Annotated in this window: 17 protein-coding genes; 15 read left to right on the top strand and 2 right to left on the bottom strand. The window is 41.2% G+C overall.

All coding sequences use genetic code 11. The features are described from left to right. The 15 genes from DWW43_RS12180 to DWW43_RS12450 form a co-directional block, all read left to right on the top strand. A partial coding sequence (locus tag DWW43_RS12180; RefSeq protein WP_207666004.1) for an FHA domain-containing protein occupies positions 1 to 368 on the top strand: 368 nt, incomplete at its 5' end. Between the two features lie 29 nt (positions 369 to 397). Then, positions 398 to 1,168, top strand: coding sequence for a PP2C family serine/threonine-protein phosphatase (locus tag DWW43_RS06480; protein WP_165853027.1), 771 nt, complete (start codon positions 398 to 400; stop codon positions 1,166 to 1,168). A gap of 12 nt (positions 1,169 to 1,180) precedes the next feature. Next, on the top strand, positions 1,181 to 3,322 hold the full coding sequence (locus DWW43_RS06485; RefSeq protein WP_008401639.1) for a serine/threonine-protein kinase: 2,142 nt from the start codon (positions 1,181 to 1,183) through the stop codon (positions 3,320 to 3,322). A gap of 17 nt (positions 3,323 to 3,339) precedes the next feature. Further along, positions 3,340 to 4,164, top strand: a complete 825-nt coding sequence (locus tag DWW43_RS06490; RefSeq protein ID WP_119963072.1) for a hypothetical protein — start codon at positions 3,340 to 3,342, stop codon at positions 4,162 to 4,164. A gap of 16 nt (positions 4,165 to 4,180) precedes the next feature. Continuing rightward, positions 4,181 to 9,982, top strand: a complete 5,802-nt coding sequence (locus tag DWW43_RS06495) for an Ig-like domain-containing protein (protein ID WP_165853028.1) — start codon at positions 4,181 to 4,183, stop codon at positions 9,980 to 9,982. A gap of 64 nt (positions 9,983 to 10,046) precedes the next feature. Then, on the top strand, positions 10,047 to 10,703 hold the full coding sequence (locus tag DWW43_RS06500) for an HAD family phosphatase (RefSeq protein WP_008401636.1): 657 nt from the start codon (positions 10,047 to 10,049) through the stop codon (positions 10,701 to 10,703). Between the two features lie 116 nt (positions 10,704 to 10,819). After that, the gene (locus tag DWW43_RS06505; RefSeq protein WP_008401635.1) at positions 10,820 to 11,182 is read left to right on the top strand and encodes a TIGR04086 family membrane protein; all 363 of its coding nucleotides are present in this window, start codon (positions 10,820 to 10,822) and stop codon (positions 11,180 to 11,182) included. An 86-nt stretch (positions 11,183 to 11,268) separates the two neighbouring features. Further along, the gene (gene scfA / locus DWW43_RS06510; protein ID WP_008401634.1) at positions 11,269 to 11,418 is read left to right on the top strand and encodes a six-cysteine ranthipeptide SCIFF; all 150 of its coding nucleotides are present in this window, start codon (positions 11,269 to 11,271) and stop codon (positions 11,416 to 11,418) included. A 103-nt stretch (positions 11,419 to 11,521) separates the two neighbouring features. Further along, positions 11,522 to 12,886 (top strand): thioether cross-link-forming SCIFF peptide maturase, encoded by a 1,365-nt coding sequence (scfB, locus tag DWW43_RS06515; protein ID WP_008401633.1) that lies wholly within the window; start codon positions 11,522 to 11,524, stop codon positions 12,884 to 12,886. Positions 12,887 to 12,906: 20 nt separating this feature from the next. Continuing rightward, complete coding sequence (gene secD, locus DWW43_RS06520; RefSeq protein WP_119963074.1) at positions 12,907 to 15,150, top strand: protein translocase subunit SecD; 2,244 nt, start codon at positions 12,907 to 12,909, stop codon at positions 15,148 to 15,150. Positions 15,151 to 15,326: 176 nt separating this feature from the next. After that, a complete protein-coding gene (locus DWW43_RS06525; protein WP_119963075.1) occupies positions 15,327 to 15,647 on the top strand; it encodes a type II toxin-antitoxin system RelB/DinJ family antitoxin in 321 nt (106 codons plus the stop codon). After that, entirely contained in the window at positions 15,644 to 15,991 is a 348-nt protein-coding gene (locus DWW43_RS06530; protein WP_119963076.1) for a type II toxin-antitoxin system RelE/ParE family toxin, read from the top strand. Before DWW43_RS06525 ends, DWW43_RS06530 begins: the two co-directional genes overlap by 4 nt. A gap of 23 nt (positions 15,992 to 16,014) precedes the next feature. Continuing rightward, positions 16,015 to 16,671, top strand: a complete 657-nt coding sequence (locus DWW43_RS06535; RefSeq protein WP_347475253.1) for an HAD family phosphatase — start codon at positions 16,015 to 16,017, stop codon at positions 16,669 to 16,671. A gap of 166 nt (positions 16,672 to 16,837) precedes the next feature. Beyond that, complete coding sequence (locus tag DWW43_RS12445) at positions 16,838 to 17,143, top strand: aldo/keto reductase (RefSeq protein WP_347475254.1); 306 nt, start codon at positions 16,838 to 16,840, stop codon at positions 17,141 to 17,143. Beyond that, complete coding sequence (locus DWW43_RS12450; protein WP_347475255.1) at positions 17,067 to 17,423, top strand: aldo/keto reductase; 357 nt, start codon at positions 17,067 to 17,069, stop codon at positions 17,421 to 17,423. Before DWW43_RS12445 ends, DWW43_RS12450 begins: the two co-directional genes overlap by 77 nt. On the opposite strand, the gene DWW43_RS06545 is transcribed toward DWW43_RS12450, so the two are convergent. Together DWW43_RS06545 and DWW43_RS06550 are read right to left on the bottom strand one after the other, a co-directional pair. Then, the gene (locus tag DWW43_RS06545; RefSeq protein WP_119963077.1) at positions 17,378 to 18,682 is read right to left on the bottom strand and encodes a HAMP domain-containing sensor histidine kinase; all 1,305 of its coding nucleotides are present in this window, start codon (positions 18,680 to 18,682) and stop codon (positions 17,378 to 17,380) included. The two genes, DWW43_RS12450 and DWW43_RS06545, sit on opposite strands and share 46 nt — an antisense overlap. Next, positions 18,679 to 19,371 (bottom strand): response regulator transcription factor, encoded by a 693-nt coding sequence (locus DWW43_RS06550; protein ID WP_165853029.1) that lies wholly within the window; start codon positions 19,369 to 19,371, stop codon positions 18,679 to 18,681. Before DWW43_RS06550 ends, DWW43_RS06545 begins: the two co-directional genes overlap by 4 nt. Positions 19,372 to 19,430 lie beyond the last annotated feature (59 nt).

Below are 19,430 nucleotides of genomic sequence, written 5' to 3' on the forward strand. Positions count from 1 at the left end.
AGAAGAAGCCGGAGGCAGCACCGGTACCACCGATGCCGGAACAGAAGACAGATGCGCCGAAGCCACAGGCACCGGTGCCTTATCTGTTAAGAACAGCAACAAATGAAAAAATCTATATAAATAAGCCGGAATTTGCAATCGGAAGATCGGCAACAAAGGCAGACTATACTGTAACCGATAATTCAGATGTCAGCAGAATCCATTGTATTATCGAGAGAAAGAATGGTGTCAGCTATATTAAAGACAATCAGTCAACCAATGGTACATATGTAAACGGAAAAAATATAGCAGGGCAGGAAAATGTATTTTTAACAAACAATGCAAAGGTTTCATTGGGAGATGAAGAATTTGTATATCATATAAGATAAGCGTGGGGACAACAGAGCAGGAGAGAAGTATGAAGTATAAAGCAGCGTATTACACAGACGTAGGAATAAAAAAGAAAAATAATCAGGATTCTCTGGCAATTAAGATTGCAGAGACGCCGAAGGGATCTGCGGTATTTGCAATTATCTGTGATGGTATGGGAGGACTTGCAAAAGGCGAGCTTGCCAGTAAAGAAGTGATATGTGCATACTGCGACTGGTTCGAGAAGGATTTTCCGGAACTGGTGCTTTCCGGAACATTTAATGCTTCCATATTGAAACAACAGTGGGATATGATAGCAATTAATGAAAATGAGAAATTAAAAGCATACGGAGAAGCACAGGGGATCATGATCGGTACCACTCTGTCTGCAATGTTGATGTATGGAGAACATTACTACATTATCCATGTAGGAGACAGTCGTGTATATGAATTAACAACAGAGGTCACACAGCTTACGAAGGATCAGACGCTTGTAGCGCGTGAGGTTGCTGCCGGAAGACTGACACCGGAGCAGGCAGAGAAGGACAGCAGAAGAAGTATTTTATTACAGTGTATCGGTGCATCACCTGTGGTAGAGCCTGATTTTATCAGAGGATATATCGAAGAAAATGCCTGCTACATGTTATGCTCAGACGGATTCCGACATAAGATATCAGAGAATGAGATGCTGGATCGTATCGGACCGAAAGCGGTGCTGGATGAAAATGCCATGCGTGAGGGTTGCGCTTTCCTTACAGAACTGGATAAGTACAGAAAGGAAACTGATAATATCACGGTATTGTTAATTAAGACAGAGTAGTGGGGAGATAAGATGACAGAATTAGGTACAGTATTAGATGGAAAATACGAAATACTGAAAAAAGTTGGTCAGGGTGGAATGTCAATTGTTTATCTGGCGATGGATAATCGACTGAATAAACAGTGGGCGGTTAAGGAGATCAAAAATGATGGTTCCAAAAGCGTTGAGACTCTGTTAAAGGGTCTTGAACGAGAGGCAAATATTCTTAAAAATGTAGATCATCCGGTTTTGCCGCGAATCGTTGACATCATAAATGAAAATGGAACGATTTATGTAATCATGGATTTTGTTGAGGGAAAACCTTTGAATGAAGTCCTGAAGGCAGAGGGAGCGCAGGAGCAGTCGGATGTAATTGAGTGGGGACGCGCACTTGCCAGTGCACTTGATTACCTGCATTCTATGAATCCACCTATTATTTACAGAGATATGAAACCATCCAATGTTATGTTAAAGCCGGATGGATCTGTAAAATTGATTGATTTCGGAACAGCAAAGGAATATGTAATAGAGAATAATGCAGATACGACAGCCCTTGGAACAAGAGGTTATGCTGCACCGGAACAGTTCGGTGATGCACAGGGACATGGTATCTATAATACAGATGCAAGAACAGATATTTATAATCTGGGTGCGACATTATATCATTTGGTAACCGGAAAGAATCCATGTGAACCGCCGTATGAGATCAAGCCGATCAGACAGTGGAATCCGATGCTTTCATCAGGACTTGAGCAGATCATTATCAAATGTTGTCAGCCAAATCCAAATGACAGATATCAGTCCTGTTCAGAGTTGCTGTATGCGCTGGATCATTACAATGAATTGGATAATGAGTACCGGGCAAAGGCAAAGAAGAAACTGATCATGTTTTGTACGATGGGTGGATTGTCATTGGCATCTGTTGCATGTGCAGTGATCGGCGGCGTGAAGAAGAATGAGATCAAGGAACAGAATTACAGCAATAAGATCTTAGAGGCAGAGAATGCATTACAGGATAATGATGTAAATAATGCAATCAAAATCTATAAAGATGCGATCGCATTGGATGAGACATCTTCAGATGCATATCTTGGTTTGTTAGATACATATGCTTATTATTACGATGCCACACAAGATGCTGAGAAGACATCATCCGAAGGCATGGACAGTGGAGCGAAGCTTGGTGTGCGGTATGTAACCAAGTATATTGATAAGGTTCAGGATGATGTTGTTTATGAGGTAGCAATCCTTTATTACAATGAAATTCAGGATTACAAAGCTGCAATGCAGTATTTTAATCAGGTAAACGATAAAGAGAACTTCCCGGATGAAGCTGCACAGGCATCTTATTATTCCGCTATCTGTGAGAATAAGATCAAGAAGAATTCCAACTTTGCGAACAGCCAAGAGAACCTGTTTAATTTTGAAGAATATAATAGCAGCAATCTGGAAGATACCAATACAAGTAAATATGTGAATTATCTGAATATCGCTTCAATATATGTTGATAATCTTGGAAGTGAAGCAGACGATATGCCACAACGGACGATCGCCCTGTTGCAGGAAGCAAATGAGAAGCTGGACGAGAACAGTACAGCATTATCAAATGCGTTCCCTGAGGATCGAAACGTAAAGTATTATACAGCACAGTACGCAAGGATCCTGTATTCGGTATATTCCTATGAAGCAGAAAATGCAACAACTGATGATCAGAGGGAATCCTTCTATCTGAAAGCAGTTGACGCATTGAATCGTTATCTTGCAAGTATCGATATTACAGACAAGAATATTTCTGACAATACAAAGAAATCTTATGTCAAATATATGAAGGAAGAAGCTGAGACATATATAGCACTTGCAGTTTCTAGCGGTAAGAAAGATTATTATGATTCAGCTGAAAAGATATATAAGACGGCAGAAGACAGCATGGGTACAGAGGATTTTGCGGCAGACATATATGTAAGTCATCTGAATTATCTGTACGACAGATATTCGGGAGAATACGGATCTAATCCAAAGAAGTGGAGAAGTGAAGGAATATCCAAGGTACAGGCAGTTTACAATGCAGGTAAGAAGATTAATATACTTGCAAATCGTGGTAACAATGAATGGAACTCGTTAATCGTGAATTCTGCAATTGCCGGAGTAATTGATGGCACAGCAGCTGCTAAGTGAGAGTGAGGGTGATAACAATGAATGAAACTATATGCAATATAATGTTATTCGGTGGCATAGCTCTTGCAGTTGTATTTGCGGTTGTTGCAGTTATTTTGTTTGTAAAGTTAGATATACCAAAGGTGATCGGTGATCTGTCCGGAAGTACCGCGAGAAAGCAGATCAGGGAGATCCGGGAAAAGGGATATGAGAGTGTTCAGGGAAGCGGTGCTTCCAAGAAGGACGCGATCAAGTCTAAGGATAGTACCGGAAAGATCGAGGTAAGAGATATCAAACGGAAGACCTCCCGTTCAGAAGAACTGGAAAAGAAAGGTAATGAACGGTATCAAAAGGCAGTCAATGAGCTTAAGAAAGAACAGCAGAGCCGGATGGATGAGTTCGAGCGTGAGACAGATATCTTACAGGGACCGGATGATTACGAGAAAGAGACAGATATCTTAACAGAACCGGATGATTACGAGAGAGAAACCGATATATTATCGGCGGATGTAGATTACGATGAGGCAACTGACGTATTGACACCGGAAGATGATGCAGATGAAGCAACCGATGTTCTGACGATGGAAGATGATACAGAGGGAGCAACCGATGTTCTGACGATGGAAGATGATATGGAGGGAGCAACCGATGTTCTGACGATGGAAGATGATGCAGAAGGAGCAACCGATATTCTGACAGCGGCGGATGATGAGGAAGCAACTAATGTTCTGACATCGGATGAAGAAGCAACGAACGTTCTTTTAAATGAGGCGGTTCATGGAACGAAGCCGGAAGTAAAGGATCGTGCAGGTTTCAAGATAGTAACAGATATCGTCGTAGTACATACAGATGAATCAATATAAGGAGGGAATGACCAATATGAAAAAGAATAAGTATTTGCATCGATTGATCGCGTTGGTCATGACGGCTGTTATGCTGTTGTCACTGGTGGCGATAGATAACAGATTTGGAATAGCGGCGAAAGATGAGTTCTCAAAAGAGGTCATTGATCTGGAAGATTATATTCCAAAGAAAGTAAAGTATAAAGAAGCAAAAGACGGAAGCGTTAAGATTGACAGTGTTAAGGAGATCGAGGTTACGGTTCCGTTAGAGTCGGCAGTTACATTTAAGGGTGACTATCTGATGGAAGCACTCGATGCTGACGATGCTAATAAGGATCAGAAGGTAGCAACTTCCTGTGATGCAGATGAGAAGGATGCACCAAAGAAAGCGTCCAAGATCAAAAAAGTAAAGGTTGAAACGGTGGATGATGAATACCGGTTCGCTGTATATAAGACAACGAAGGAAGAGGGTATATATGACTTTGCCGGTATCGTTGCCGTATATAGTGATGAAGGTAATGATCCGGTTCCGGCAGTACCGGTTCCGACGATTCAGGCGTCTGTAACAGAGAGCGATGAGCTGATCGCTAAAACAGGTTATTATTATGCAAAACCGGGATCATCTGTCAATATTAAGCTGGCGATTGCTGATGGTACAGATGATACATATATCCGTCAGGAATCAGAAGACCCTGCTGATATCACAAAGGTAGCTTATACTGTGGATGGTGGTGCAGAGACGATCATAGATGCAGATGACGATGGTAATTATGCATTAACAGTTAATGAAGCCGGAACTTATGAATTCACGGTTACAAACCGCGGCGGAGAGTCCGGTGTATCGGCTGTAAAGATCCTTTATCCAACGACAGTTCAGATTACAGATGTAACAGCAAGTGAGAATACAACGGTAAAGAAGGTTGGAGACAAGATTCAGGAACTTCTGAATAAGGTAGATGCTTCGATCAAAGTAACTGTCTCTGCAAAGGAGACAGTAGATGGAAGCCTTATGCCGCTGACCCTGAAATACAGACTGGCAAATGGTGCTGTATGGGGAGAATGGCAGAAAGCAGATATGACAGAGGATGTAGATGCAGGCTTCTATAAAGCAAGTGTATCGATTCCGAAGTCTTCAGCAACCGGAGAAGATTATAAAGTTGCGATCAGTGTATGCGATTCAGACTATACAGAAGTCTCTACATATACATTTGACGAAAACGGTGCGATCGTATTTATCGATGATGATGAACCGGATTTCGTAAGTGGTGTTGTAAACGCATATCAGGGAACATCAGTATCCGCATCTACAAGCCTTGGTTCATACAGCTATAATTCTGATAGATGGTATAGCAGACTTGCAGTTAAGAATGTAAAGACAGAAGAAAATCATTCACCGATTGACTTTGTTGTAGCAACATTTGATGGCACACCGTTTGATAGGAATATAGAAGTATCCGCAAATGGAAATAAATATACTTATACATATACAGATTGGGATAGTGATACAGTAGATTTGGAAGATGGTGTACATACAATCTCTTATGCAGTAACGAATCGTATGGAACTGGACAGCATCAAAAATGTCACATTTAATCTGGATGCAACAAAGCCTGTAGTAACAGTAACGAGTGCAGTTAAGAATGCAGCTGTAGCACAGGATGAGAAATATGTAGTAAGCGGGGCAACAGGAGAGACATTGACTGTTACAGCTACAGATCCGGGAAGCGATGTCGGAACAGGAAGTGGCGTAGCAAGTACAAAGGTTACAGTAAACGGAAGTGAGAAAGCATTAGCGGCAGACAACACTCTGACACTTGCAGATGCAGGCGTATATGATGTCGTTGTGACTGTCACAGATAAAGCCGGAAATGAAGCTGCACAGAAGTTTACGGTTATCGTAAATAATGAAACACTTACGGACGAAATTACGGCAAATGCGGATGGTACACCGTTAGATCTCTCTGATCTTGTATATACAGGTGGCAATAACGTTACAGTAACATACAAGGTTACAGGACTTGATCTTGATCAGAACGATGTGATCAGTAATGTGGTAAGAAGGGATTCGGATGTAACAGGTACTACAGGTGAACAGATCACACCGACGATTGCGAAGAATAGTTCCGGTATAAATACAACCCTTACTCTTATTTATACATTACAAAAAGAAGGAGTCTATTCTTTCAATATCAAGACAAAGCATCATTATATAGATCTTGAGAATGATGCAAATACAACAGAAAAGAGCTGTACGATCGCGTACGATAAGAGTGCTCCATCTGTTACAACGATGGAATTTGTAGACTATGAAGCCGGTATCGATAATGTATATTATTATTCAAAAACTACAGTTCCTAAGATCAAGATAGCTGCAAAGGACAGCATTGCAATCAGGAGTTATAAGATTACAGATAAGCACGGACAGGAGATCGTGTCTGAAAACTTATCGACGGATCCGAAAAAAGAATTAGAGCAGACGTTTGAATTGACAGCAGGTATTCAGGAGAATCAACCATATACGATCACATTCTATATCGATGATATGGCTGGAAACGGTATATCAAAGGATACCTCTGATGAAGGTATTCCATATCGGTTTGAGATCGACAGCATCAATCCGGATAGCGTTGCGATCGCCAATATGGCAGATGACGGAAGCCTGAATCTTAAGAGCTACTGGAATGGTTCGGCGGTTACGGTAAGTGCATCAGCGGAGGATAACCATTTCATTACATCATTTAACGCGGAAGCAATCTGCGATGGAAAGGCAGTTGCTGAGCAGGAACAGCAGGTAACAGCAAGTAAGAATGCATCTGCAGCATTTACATATAGTGAAGCCGGCACGTATGAAGTGACAGTATACGCATATGATGAAGTCGGAAATGTGAATACAGCGACCTGTCATTTTGTGATCGACGGAAAGCCTGCAGATATCAGCTTTACCGGTATTCCTGACAATGGAATATACAGAAATGATTCAAAACATCCGATCACGATCAATGTAAAAGATGATTATGGAATCAGCGCTGATAAGGTAAAGATTACTGAATACTATGAAACTTATGACGGTACAAAGGGACAGCTAACTGTTCTTTCGGAAAATACAGATATTAAGACAACAAAGGCAACTGTTAATTCCTGTGAGGTTATTGACGGTAAGCCGATGAAATATTATTTCAATGTGGAAACAACTGATAATTCAGGGAATGTTTCAAGCACGACAAGTAAGACCTTCTATTACGATGATATGAATCCGGAGATATCAGTAACACCGGATATCGTATCAGAGGAAAAAGATTATTATTACAATGATAAGGTTACATTTAAAGCAAATGTAAAAGAGCAATTTGCACTTGGAACGGTTGTATATCTTCTGAATACAGAAGACTATGATCTTGCAACAAAGGCTTCTGATTATAAGAAGAAAGCGATCAAGGCATATACACTTGACGATCTGTGTGAGAAGACATTTGAATTCTCTGCAAGCAAGGCAGGCTTCTATGACTGGACTGTCGTTGCAGTAGACGGAGCAGGCAATGAAGATGCCGTAACCGAGATGCAGTTCACGATCGACAAGGAAAGACCGGAGGCAGAGATTGATGGTGTGCCGGAAGATGGTTTGTCGACAGGTACAGAGGTTGCGATCACAATTACAGATAATGAGGCACTTGATAAGGATGACTTCACTGTTATTCAGCATTATAAATACTACAATGGCACAAAGTATAAGAAGAAAACCGTTAAAGTAAAGCAGACCAGTGCAAATGAGCTGACGGCAACCGCTAATTGTGATGAGATGGATGGCAAGGCATGTTCATATTATTTCACAGTGGTCGGAAAAGATAAGGCCGGAAATGAAGTGATCTATGATCAGAATGCATCCAAATTCAAAGTGGATGGAACAGCACCGGAGATTACGATCACACCTTATCCGGATGAGAATGACGGATATTATAACAAGGGCGTAAGATTCAAGATCAATGTAAAAGAGCAGTTTGAAAAGAAGCATAAGATAACAGTTTCTGATAAGAATAAATCTGTGAACGGAGATGCGGATGATGTATTTGTCTTAAATGGTACAGATGGTACATTCGAGGTTAAGAGAAATGCAGAAGGCATCTATAACCTGAAGATTAAAGCAGAGGATGCATTCGGAAACCTTGCGGAAGATAAGGTTAGCTTCATTGTTGATAAGTCGGCTCCGACGATCGGTATAGCGACCGTAAGCAAGCTGAACAATGGGAATGTAGCCTTAAATGTAAATATTGCAGATAATTATAAAGGAAAAGAATACATCGTACATGTGATAAGGAAGGATGCTTCCGGAGCAGTTGTATATAATAAGGATTACAGAAAAGAAATCTGGAAGACAACTACCGCAAATCCGGATCTTGTATTTACCGATGAAGGTGATTATGAGATTTCCGTATCTGCAGAGGATAAAGCCGGAAATAAGAAGATTGCAGAAAATGTAACCTTCCGAATCGATAAGACCGCACCGGTTCTGTCAATTACAGGTGTTGCGGATTCTCAGACAACGGATTGTACAGCGACTCTTTCCGTAAATGAGGCATTCCCATTTTCTTATGATGGTTCGTCACTTGGCAGTACAGATGTTACGGCAACTATCACAAAGAAGACAGACGGAGCAGGAACAACAAATATAGCTACACTGAATACAGGCAATTTCTCAAGTGGTAATCCACATACAGCTACATATTCCTTTACAGAAGATGGTGAATATACGATCACATTTAATGCAAAGGATATGGTTGGCAATACAGCGGCTGCCGTAACGAAGACATTCAAGGTAGATAAGAATGCGCCTGAGTTATTTGTAACGGCAGTAAACAGCAAGAAGTCAAATATAAGCGAATACCAGATCGTCGGTGGTGCTTCTGATGATTCAAAAGACTATGTAGATATGAATCTGGAAGTAAAGGAGACATTCTTTGCTACAAATAAAGTATCGATCACCGTTCATAAGGATGGTAAAGATGTATCATCCGGCTACTTTAAGAACTTCAGCAGCAGTTCTGAGGTCAGCAGAGGCAGCCAGCGGTTTGAAGATGATGGTGTCTATACAGTTGAGATCTCAGCACAGGATGCGATTGGTAATAAGGCAAAGGATTACAGTATGGCGTTCACGGTAGATAATACCCCGCCATCGGTTGAGAATACAGAGAAGATGGAAGGCTTTGCAGCCCGTAGAAATGAGAATGGAGATCTGTTGCTGAACAGCAAAGATTTCTCGGATATCAAGGATAAAGGCTATGATGCATTCTGGACTGTAAATGATACTTCTGTATTTACAGCAAGTGTTAAGCTGGATGGAATCGACTTCGTTGATTTCTCCGATCTGACAGACGGATATCATACGATGATGATTGAAGTAACAGATGAGGTCGGACATAAGACTACGAATACATTTGATTTCACCTATGACGGAACTGCACCTCGAATCATTATAAGTGGTGTGGACGATAAGAGCGTTGTAAGAAATCCATTTACAATGTCGATCGGACTGGAAGACCCGGATGATACGATCACGGAGATTGTGATCAATGGCAAGACTATTGATCCAACGTTGTATAAGGATACAAATTCATATGACTTCCAGGTATCTGATTATGGAAAATATGAAGTGAAGGTAACAGCAGCAGATGCGGCCGGTAACGTATCATCAACTTTTGATGCTGAGACGGGAGAAGTATTCTCCTTCCAGCTAAGACAGAAGCTTTCACCGGTTGTTATCATTCTGATCATTCTTGCAGTTCTTATTCTTGCAGGAATCATAATCTGGATCATACTCAGAAAGCGCAAGAAAGCACAGCAGTAAATTAAAACATAGAAAGAAAGGGACCACGCCCAAACAGGCGTGGTCTTTCAATGAGGTGACATAAATGGCATTAAGAGCGGTAGCATTTGATATGGATGGAGTCCTGATCGATTCCGAGAAGGTATACAGAATGTGCTGGTTGAAGAATGGATTGTCCATCGGTATCCCGGAGAATGAGATGTCGAAGATCTGTGACCGGATGGCAGGTGGAACCAAGAAGACAAATGCGCATGTGATGAAAGAAAAAATGGGCGAAGATTTTGACTATCTTGCATTCAGACAACGCACAGTGGATATGGTCGAAGCATATCTGAATGAGCATGGCGTTGAATTAAAGCATGGCGTGATCGAGACACTAAAGACTTTAAAGGCAAGAGGAATCAAGATGGCGGTTGCAACCTCGACGGATCGGGAACGGGCAGAGGATAAACTGATTCGAAGCGGATTGCTTCCGTATTTTGATGATGTGATCTGTGGGGATGAGATCGAGCGTGGAAAACCATACCCGGACATCTATCTGAAAGCCTGTGAGAAGCTTGGTACGAAGCCGGAGGAGACAGTTGGAGTAGAGGATTCCATTAATGGTGTGACAGCCTCCCACGATGCAGGACTGTATACCCTTATGGTGATCGATCTGATCCAGCCGGATGAGGAAACAAAGAAGAAAGCAGACCGTATCAGCAACGATATATTTGAACTGACGGAATTATTTGAAGACTGATGAAGCAGTTTGACTTCGAAAATGACATCTGAAAATGATCGATATAGCAGAATAGAGGCTGATCTCTGGAATGAAAGGAAACCTTTCGGCATATAGTAGTGTCAGGAGGTTTTTCTATGATTACAGGACAGAAAATTTTCAGCCTGTTAAAGGCACTTGCGGTATCTTACATAATAACAGCGATCCTGCTGCTTGTAACGGCACTCCTCATGTACAAGCTGGGGCTGGGTGAAACGGCGATTCATCTGAGTATTATCATCATTCATGGCATCTCTGTGTTCCTTGGCGGTTTTCTTACCGGCAAGATGGTGAAGGAGCAAAAGTATATCTGGGGATTGATGCTCGGAGTGTGCTATGTGCTGGTGATCGGTATTGTATCTTTCATTATGAACGGTACGATCCACATCTCTGCCGGAGGAACATTAACGAATGTGATCCTGTGTCTCGCAGCCGGAATGCTTGGCGGAATGCTAGGTTAGAGACAAGTTTTTCGTAAAAATACTTTGACTTTAAAGCATGTTGTGTTATAATTTCGCTATATGACATAAAAAGGAGAAGTGTACCTATGAAGAGAATAAAGACACTCACAAACAGAACAATGAAGAACACAATGGTTAAAGGTGGATGCGGCGAATGCCAGACATCATGTCAGTCAGCTTGTAAGACATCATGCACAGTCGGAAATCAGAGCTGTGAGAATGCTGAGAACAAGTAAGAGATCATTGTAGACAGACAACCACAAAGGGGACCGTCAAACAAATGGCAGTCCTCTTTCGTTGCGTGTCAGAAAAATTAATTCACAAGATGGGAGAATTTGTATGGTACATCAGTACAAAAGTAATGGATATAATATCGTACTCGATGTATGTAGTGGGTCTGTTCACGTAGTGGATGACCTTGTGTATGATATTATTGCAAATTACGAAAATCATACAAAAGAGCAGGTAATGGAATTGCTGCCATCCTATGATAAGGATGAAGTATCGGAAGCCTATGACGAGGTAACCGGCCTGGTAGAAGACGGAACACTATTTACAGAAGACATATTCAAAGATTATATCATTGATTTTAAAAAGAGAAAAACAGTGGTAAAGGCTCTGTGTATCAATATTGCACATGACTGTAATCTTGCATGCAGATATTGTTTTGCAGGAGAAGGTGAGTACAAGGGTGACAGAGGTCTGATGCCACTTGACATAGCAAAGAAATCTCTGGATTTCCTCGTTGCCAATTCCGGTAACCGTGTAAATCTTGAGGTCGATTTCTTCGGCGGTGAGCCACTTATGAACTGGGATGTCGTAAAAGAGACCGTTCGATATGGAAGAAGCCTGGAGGAGAAGCATAATAAGAAATTCCGTTTCACACTGACAACAAACGGTGTGTTGTTAAATGATGAGGTAATGGAATTTGCCAATAAAGAGATGGCAAATGTCGTATTATCCATCGACGGAAGAAAAGAGATTCATGATTACATGCGTCCGACCAGAAATGGAAAGGGAAGCTATGATCTGTTACTTCCAAAGTTCCAGGAATTTGCAAAGAAGCGTGCCGGAAAGAGTTATTATGTAAGAGGCACTTATACGCATAACAATCTGGATTTTTCAAAGGATGTATTACACATGGCAGATCTTGGATTTGACCAGATCTCCATTGAGCCGGTTGTATCTCTGCCGGACGAGCCTTATGCGATAAAGGAAGAGGATATTCCGTATCTGTTAGATCAGTATGATATCCTTGCAAAAGAGATGATCAAAAGACATAAAGAAGGAAGGGGCTTCAATTTCTTCCACTTTATGATAGATTTGACAGGGGGACCATGCGTGGCCAAACGTCTGTCGGGGTGTGGTTCAGGTACAGAATATCTGTCAGTTACACCATGGGGCGACCTTTATCCGTGCCATCAGTTTGTCGGTGAGGATGGGTTCTGCATCGGAAATGTAAATGAAGGTATTACGAAACCGGAACTTGTTGATGAGTTTAAGCTCTGCAATGTCTATGCAAAGGACAAGTGTAAGGACTGTTTTGCAAGATTCTATTGTAGCGGTGGCTGTGCGGCGAACTCATATAAATTCCATGGGAATATATTAGATGCGTATGATATCGGATGTGAACTTCAGAAAAAGCGTATCGAATGTGCGATCATGATCAAAGCCGCATTAGCAGATGAAGAAGAAAATCAATAAGGAGGACAAAGGTAAATAAGATGAAGAAAGCAAGAAAAAAAGCCATATGGGTATTGATCCTGTTCCTGCTTGTGCTTGCGGGTTCCATCTACGTTGCATTGTTTGGTGTAGGCGACAGAGGAAAAGCAAAGTATATCAGCCTTGGACTTGATCTGAAGGGTGGCTTAAGTGTAACCTATGAGATTCAGGATGAGGATTACAGTGATGCAGATGTTCAGGATACGATCTATAAGCTGCAGAAACGTATTGATTCCCATACAACAGAGCATAACGTATATTCAGAGGGAAATGGTAAGATCACTGCCGAGATTCCGGGTGTAACAGATGCAGATGCAATTCTGGAAGACCTGAGTATCGAAGGTAAGTTAGAGTTCTTAGATCCTGAGAATTATGAATTATGGTCACAGGGCAAGGATTATACTCCAGCTCTTACCGGTGATGATATTAAGGGTGCAGATGCCAAGATTGATTCTACAGAGACCGGTGATGACAATGTAGTACAGTTGTCATTCACAACAGCAGGTGCTCAGAAGTTTGCAGATGTAACAACAGCAAATGTAGGAAAGATCGTCTATATCATATATGATGGTGAAGTTGTAAGTGCACCAACTGTACAGCAGGCAATTACAGACGGAAACGCTGTTATCAACAGAATTTCAACATATGAAGAGGCAGACAGCCTTGCTACTACGATCCGTATCGGTGCATTGCCACTGACACTGAAGCAGGTACGTTCTAATATCGTCGGAGCAACTCTTGGTTCAGAAGCAGTATCAACAACGATCAAAGCAGGTATCATTGGTATTATCTGTATCTTCATTATCATGATCTGCGTATTCAGAATTCCGGGTCTGATCGCATCATTATCATTGACACTTTATACATTTATGATCTTACTTGTTATGAACCTGTTCAATGTTACATTGACACTTCCGGGTCTTGCAGGTATCATCCTTTCTGTAGGTATGGCGGTCGATGCGAACGTCGTTATCTTTACACGTATTAAAGAAGAACTGGCAACAGGTGCTTCTGTTAAGCAGTCTGTAAAAGCCGGATTCCATAATGCGTTATCAGCGATCATCGATGGTAACGTGACAACCCTGATCGCAGCACTTGTGCTTGGTATCTTCGGAACCGGTACGATCAAGGGATTTGCGATCACGCTGGCAATCGGTATCGTATTATCCGTATTCACAGCACTTGTTGTTTCACAGCTTGTATTAAATGCACTTGTTACACTTGGTGTAAATGATGTGAAGTTCTTTGGCAAGGCAAAAGAGCCAGGCAAGGTCAACTTCGTAAAGGGTGGTAAATATTGTATTATCGCTTCTGTTCTTGTCATCGTGATCGGCTTCTGTTTTATGCCGATCTTTGCAAAGACAAAGGGAAGTGCATTGAATTTAAGTATTGATTTTGCAGGTGGTACATCAATCACAGCAGAATTTGACAAAGCATATTCATTATCTGAGGCAGAGAAGGACATTGTTCCTGTTATCGCTGAGGCAGCAGGCATCAGTGAGGCAGATATCTCTGTTCAGACTGTTTCCGGTACAAATGAGATCGTATTCAAGACCACAGAGCTTACGACTCAGGGTGATGATTCTCAGTTGACAAAGGTAACAGCTGCACTCAGCGAGAAGCTCGGTGCGACAGTAACAAATTCCGATAATATCAGTGGTTCAGCCAGCAGCGATATGACAAGGGATGCATTCCTTTCTGTAGCACTTGCAGCCGTTCTGATGCTGATCTACATTGTAATCCGTTTCAAGGATGTGAAGTTTGGTGTAAGTGCGGTATTAGCCCTTTGCCATGATGTAGCTATGGTATTTGTTCTGTATATCTTACTTCGGTTATCCGTTGGTAATACCTGTATCGCATGTATGCTGACAATCTTCGGTTACTCGATCAATGCGACGATCATCGTATTCGACCGTATCCGTGAGAATATCGCAAATGCAGGAACAAAGAAAGATTACAAGCAGATTGTTAATTTAAGTATTAATCAGACGATCACCAGAAATATCTATACATCCTTAACAACATTTGTTACGATCTTCGTATTATATGTAATGGGTGTAGCAGCGATCAAAGAGTTCGCATTTACTCTGATGGCCGGTGTCGTAATCGGTGCTTATTCTTCTATCTGTGTAACTGGTCCATTGTGGTACTACTTCAAGACCGGATTTGGTAAGAAGAAGGATGCTGCGAATGGCAAGAACAATAAGAAAGCAGTAGAGAAGAAGAAAACAGCAAAGGCGCAGTAATTATCTGTTGCCGATCGAATGAAAAACAGACAAGTATGTAGGATTTACATATTTGTCTTTTTTTTCGTTGTGTTACAGGAAAATTTACATTGGGTATTATAAAACTTAATCTGTAATGACAATGTATTGACAGATGATAAAAGCTGTGATATGTTGAAACAAAGGAGGTGTATGATATGAATACAAATTTAAATGTTGCAATGGCACCAAAGGATTCGACCTTTCAGGTGAGAATGAATTCTGAGATAAAGAGAGCCGTTGAAGATATTTATGCAAGAACAGGTATGACACTGACAGATGCTTTTAATACATTTATTCAACAGTCCTTGAATGTCGAGGGTTTGCCATTTATCGTGACTACGAACAGTAAGGAGGCGTTAAAGGAACAGGCGTTGGTTATGGTAATGCTTGATTTGAAACGTGCAGAAGCTCGTGCGGATGCGGAAGGCTGGATTGATGCAGATGATCTTGAGAAAGAATTGGGGGTGCGTGATTGAAAAAAATAAAATATACGCCGGACGTAGCAGACAAGTTGAGAGAATTAAAAAAAGCCATTACACAAAGTTATGGGGCGGACAAAGCAATAGAAATAGTTAAGAAAATAACAGATGCTATAAGGGATCTTGGCACGAATGAAAAAAAGGGACCGGCAGTTTCACAGATGTTTGGTGTAGATACAGATTATCGGTTCCTTTTTATTTCTCATAATTATGTATTTTATCGTATAGAGGATGAATGTATTTGTATAGTTAATCTTTATCATGAAAGGGAAGATTTTATGTGGAAATTGTTTGGGATTGAGACTGTGCAGCAGGAAACATTAGATTACTGGAATGAGTAAAATATTGAAAAGGTTTGGTGAGAATGATGAAACGATTTGAAGCGGTTATATTTGATATGGATGGGGTTATATTCGACTCGGAGCTGCTGGTCATAAAGTGTTGGCAGGTCGTTGCAGATAAATATGGAATCAAGAACATAGAAGACACCTGTCACAAATGTTTGGGACTGAATAAGGATGCTACAAAAGAACTGATGCTTGGGGTGTATGGAGCAGATTTTCCTTATGATGAGTATAAGGCGGAGATGTCGGCACTGTTCCATGAACAGGCGGCGGGAGGAAAGCTTCCGATGAAGCCGGGAGTTACCGGTCTGTTGCAGACATTAAAAAAGAATGGAAGAAAGGTTGCGTTGGCATCTTCTACCAGGAAAGCAGTTGTCGAACAGGAGCTTCGGGATGCAGGTATCCTTCCGTATTTCGATCGAGTTATTTGCGGAGATATGGTAAAGCGGAGCAAACCGGAGCCGGATATCTATCTGGAAGCATGCAGACAGATCCATGTGATGCCGGAGCAGGCATACGCCATAGAGGATTCTTATAATGGTATCCGTTCTGCACATGCAGCGGGACTGCATCCGATCATGGTGCCGGATCTTGCACCGGTCACGGAAGAAATGCAGGAGCTGTCGGATGTCATTCTGGATTCCCTGACCGAAGTAGAGAAATATCTGTTTTTATAAAGAATTAAATCTTTCAATCGGGAATTAAGTTTTATAATCAGGAATTAAGTCTTATAATCGGAAATTAAGTTTTACATTTTACTAAAAAGATATATAAAAACGCTTGACCTTAAGTTCACTTTAAGTTGTAGAATATGTCTAGCATAAAGTTTAACAAGGAGACAATATGTATACAAATACTTTAACATTGGCAAATGGTGTAGAAATTCCACAGTTAGATCTTGGAACCTGGTTTATAGACGATGGAGACATGGCAGATGCAGTTAAGGCGGCTGTGAAGCTTGGTTATCGTCATTTTGATACAGCACAGGCATATGGCAACGAGCAAGGCGTAGGGGAAGGAATCAGAACCTGCGGTATTCAGTGTGATAAGCTGTTTGTTGTATCAAAGGTCGTTGCTGAACATAAGACCTACGAAGAAGCCTTCACTGGAACTGTTAGAATACTGCCAGAAGAACGGAATCGCAGTTGAGGCATATTCACCGATCGGTCATGGTGAGATCCTTCATGAACCGGAGATCGAAGCTATGGCTGTAAAATACAATGTATCTGTTCCACAGCTCTGTATCCGTTATACCTTACAGCTTGGAACGATCTCATTACCAAAGACAGCAAATCCGGCACATATGGAGAGCAATGCACAGGTAGATTTTGAGATCAGCGCAGAAGACATGGAACTTCTGAAGCATTTCAAGCATATCGAAAGCTATGGTAAGAGCGGTGGTTTCCCGGTATATGGAGGTAAGCTGTAATTCCAGGTCAGTGAAAATATACTTCCTTGAGGGGAGTTGTCTGATACTGTAAGTTCAGCGCCATGAAGATCTGCTATGCTTTTTGCGATGCTGAGACCCAGACCAAAGTGTGTTTTGTGATTGTTGCGCTTTGAATAGAAGGTTTCAAATATGTGCGGTTTATCTTCATCACTTATGCCCGGACCCGTATCTGCCACGGTATAGCATAGCCGTTTATTCTGCATGGATACAGACAGGGAGACATGACCGTTTGTTGTGCAGGATATCGCATTATCAACCAGAATAGAGATGCATTGAAGTATTCTGTCCTTATCCATATAGCAAAGAGGAAGCGGGTCATCTGGCAGAGAAGCAATAAGGTCGAGATTCTTCTGAATCGCGACAGGCTCGAAACGATCATAACATTCAATAATAATATCCTCCGGCTGGGTATCTTTAAAGTTTTCCCGGTCGGATTTTTTTATGTCTGCAAATGTGAGAAGATTATTTACTATATCTGTTATTCGGTTACATTCTCTGTCTGCCGTGGATAAATAGTCTTTGTCAGCCGGACTTAGATGATTGCCGGATAGTCCGTTGAGACAGGATTTTATAATGGCAAGGGGAGTTTTTAATTCATGCGAAGCCACAGCAATAAAAAGATCCTGTTTCTGATAGGCTTCATTTACCGGTATAAGAATCTTTTTCGTGAAAAAATATGATACAATAGACAACAGGGTAATTGCGATCACCGTTACGATCAAAAACAGAATACTCATCTTTATTTTGTATGCGGAGATGAGAGCATTGTTGTATACCGTATGTATGGTATAGTAAGTGCCGCCTATATTTATAATGCTGTAGCTGTTCCAATAAGTCGTATGGTCATATCGGACAGTATAAAATCGGCGGTGGCTGTCTCCGTTGTTTATGGTACTGTAATAGTCATCCCAATACTTAGGCTGCATATAAGGCGATGCGGACTGAAAGATGGCATCACCTTCTTTGAAAGCCTCTGTCGATAAGACCTTTTTATCATTTCGCAATATATCGATATTAAAGTTTTTTGTGTTGTATTCATTAAGAATGTTCATGTCGATAATATTTGTCTGGTTCAGATAGGAATATAACAGATTTGTATCTTTAGAGTAGGAAGCATATGTGCTGTTTGAATATTCCTGCACGACAGCATAAAACAGCAATACGGACATGGTTGCAAGGATCACAGCTATGACAGAGGATAGGAATACAGTGAGTTTTTTCCTGAGCTGTTCTATCATTTTGGTGATTCCTCCTTTTCATATACAAGAGTATAACCGCTTCCGTACACTCCCTTTATCGTAATTCGGCTGTGAACCGTTTTCAGCCTGTTCCTTAGAAAATAAACATAATTCAGAATATTTCCATTTCCAACATTGGAATTAAGCCCCCATATAGCTTCGATAATCTCATCATGGCTGACGAGCTTTCCTGCTGATCTGAGCAGAAGCTCAAATAGCTGGGATTCCCGATTTGTGAGTTGGACAGACCGGTCGCCACATTGGATCGTACGGCTGTCTATGAGATACTTGATATCACCATAAGAATAGTCAAATGAATGGATCTGGTGGGATCTGCGGTAAAGAGCATTTATTCGTGCCAGTAATTCATCAAATTCAAATGGCTTAACAATATAGTCATCAGCACCCAGTGAAAAAGCTGCTGTTTTGTTTTCAAGTGTGCCGAGGGCGGTGAGCATTATGATGGGAATTGAGATTTTGTCAAAATATAGTTGGTTTAAAATATCAAGACCTGACATATCGGGCAGCATCCAGTCAAGCACAATTATATCGATATCAACACCTGAATATATTAGTTCGGTACATTGTTTTCCGGTTGTACACAAGTATACGGTGATACCATGTGATTCCATTTGTCTTTTTAGTACTTTTCCAAGATCTGTATCATCTTCTACGAGCAGCAGTTTCATATAAATCTCCATTTCCCTATTACGGTATAAAGTATCGTTAATACAATAAGTATAGTAAT

This window comes from Clostridium sp. AF15-41, from assembly GCF_003604095.1.
Classification (GTDB): Bacteria; Bacillota; Clostridia; order Lachnospirales; family Lachnospiraceae; genus Coprococcus.

Bases quoted from the DNA above. Each gene is read 5' to 3' on its own strand.
- DWW43_RS06545 (WP_119963077.1), bottom strand. From the start codon at position 18,682: ATGATAGAACAGCTCAGGAAAAAACTCACTGTATTCCTATCCTCTGTC.
- DWW43_RS06485 (WP_008401639.1), top strand. From the start codon at position 1,181: ATGACAGAATTAGGTACAGTATTAGATGGAAAATACGAAATACTGAAA.
- DWW43_RS06535 (WP_347475253.1), top strand. From the start codon at position 16,015: ATGATGAAACGATTTGAAGCGGTTATATTTGATATGGATGGGGTTATA.
- secD (WP_119963074.1), top strand. From the start codon at position 12,907: ATGAAGAAAGCAAGAAAAAAAGCCATATGGGTATTGATCCTGTTCCTG.
- DWW43_RS12445 (WP_347475254.1), top strand. From the start codon at position 16,838: ATGTATACAAATACTTTAACATTGGCAAATGGTGTAGAAATTCCACAG.
- DWW43_RS06495 (WP_165853028.1), top strand. From the start codon at position 4,181: ATGAAAAAGAATAAGTATTTGCATCGATTGATCGCGTTGGTCATGACG.
- DWW43_RS06505 (WP_008401635.1), top strand. From the start codon at position 10,820: ATGATTACAGGACAGAAAATTTTCAGCCTGTTAAAGGCACTTGCGGTA.
- DWW43_RS06500 (WP_008401636.1), top strand. From the start codon at position 10,047: ATGGCATTAAGAGCGGTAGCATTTGATATGGATGGAGTCCTGATCGAT.
- DWW43_RS06525 (WP_119963075.1), top strand. From the start codon at position 15,327: ATGAATACAAATTTAAATGTTGCAATGGCACCAAAGGATTCGACCTTT.
- scfB (WP_008401633.1), top strand. From the start codon at position 11,522: ATGGTACATCAGTACAAAAGTAATGGATATAATATCGTACTCGATGTA.
- scfA (WP_008401634.1), top strand. From the start codon at position 11,269: ATGAAGAGAATAAAGACACTCACAAACAGAACAATGAAGAACACAATG.
- DWW43_RS06490 (WP_119963072.1), top strand. From the start codon at position 3,340: ATGAATGAAACTATATGCAATATAATGTTATTCGGTGGCATAGCTCTT.
- DWW43_RS06480 (WP_165853027.1), top strand. From the start codon at position 398: ATGAAGTATAAAGCAGCGTATTACACAGACGTAGGAATAAAAAAGAAA.
- DWW43_RS06550 (WP_165853029.1), bottom strand. From the start codon at position 19,371: ATGAAACTGCTGCTCGTAGAAGATGATACAGATCTTGGAAAAGTACTA.